This window comes from Pseudomonas sp. SWRI18, from assembly GCF_014268345.1.
In the GTDB taxonomy this organism is placed as follows: Bacteria; Pseudomonadota; Gammaproteobacteria; order Pseudomonadales; family Pseudomonadaceae; genus Aquipseudomonas; species Aquipseudomonas cedrina.
In genome coordinates this window covers 1-474 of record NZ_JACCQQ010000060.1, presented here as the reverse complement: position 1 = coordinate 474, position 474 = coordinate 1, and the positions used below count along the sequence as shown (strand labels likewise).

Here is a 474-nt window from a genome sequence, read left to right as displayed (position 1 = left end):
TGTTCCTGGCCTGGGCGACGCGGGGCATGGGGGTGCAGGTTCGGCTGGGGGTCCAGACGCTGGGGCCTATCAAGTCCGGGTGGGTGCGCACCTGGCTGCAAAGGTTGGCGGATCAGCTTGTGGGGCCTGGGTTGGAGCCGCATGTCGAAGTGGCCAAGCCGTTGCTGCTGGGGAGCGCGGCGACGCCGATCAAGGCCGTGCCGGTTGCGCCGTTGAAGGCTGGGGATCAGCTGGTTTCGAATCCGGTGCCGATGGTTCGCAACAAGACCCAGCGGACGGCGTTGGTGCGGCAGGAACATGTCGATGACGTGCCTGCGGTTGCGAAGAACCCGGCGGGGGATGCGGCGGCGGCTTCGGACAAGACCGCCACCAACGGTTGCCCGGTGTCGATGGTCACGGGCGAGGAATTGCTGACGCTGACCGATGGGGTGCTGGACGGGGTTTTGCCGTTTGAGTGGACACGGTTGTACCGCA

1 protein-coding gene is annotated in these 474 nt (G+C 66.2%); it reads left to right on the top strand.

Annotation, left to right across the window (positions count from 1 at the left end; genetic code table 11):
* A partial coding sequence (locus tag H0Z09_RS27560) for a DUF6531 domain-containing protein (protein WP_238340313.1) occupies positions 1-474 on the top strand: 474 nt, incomplete at both ends.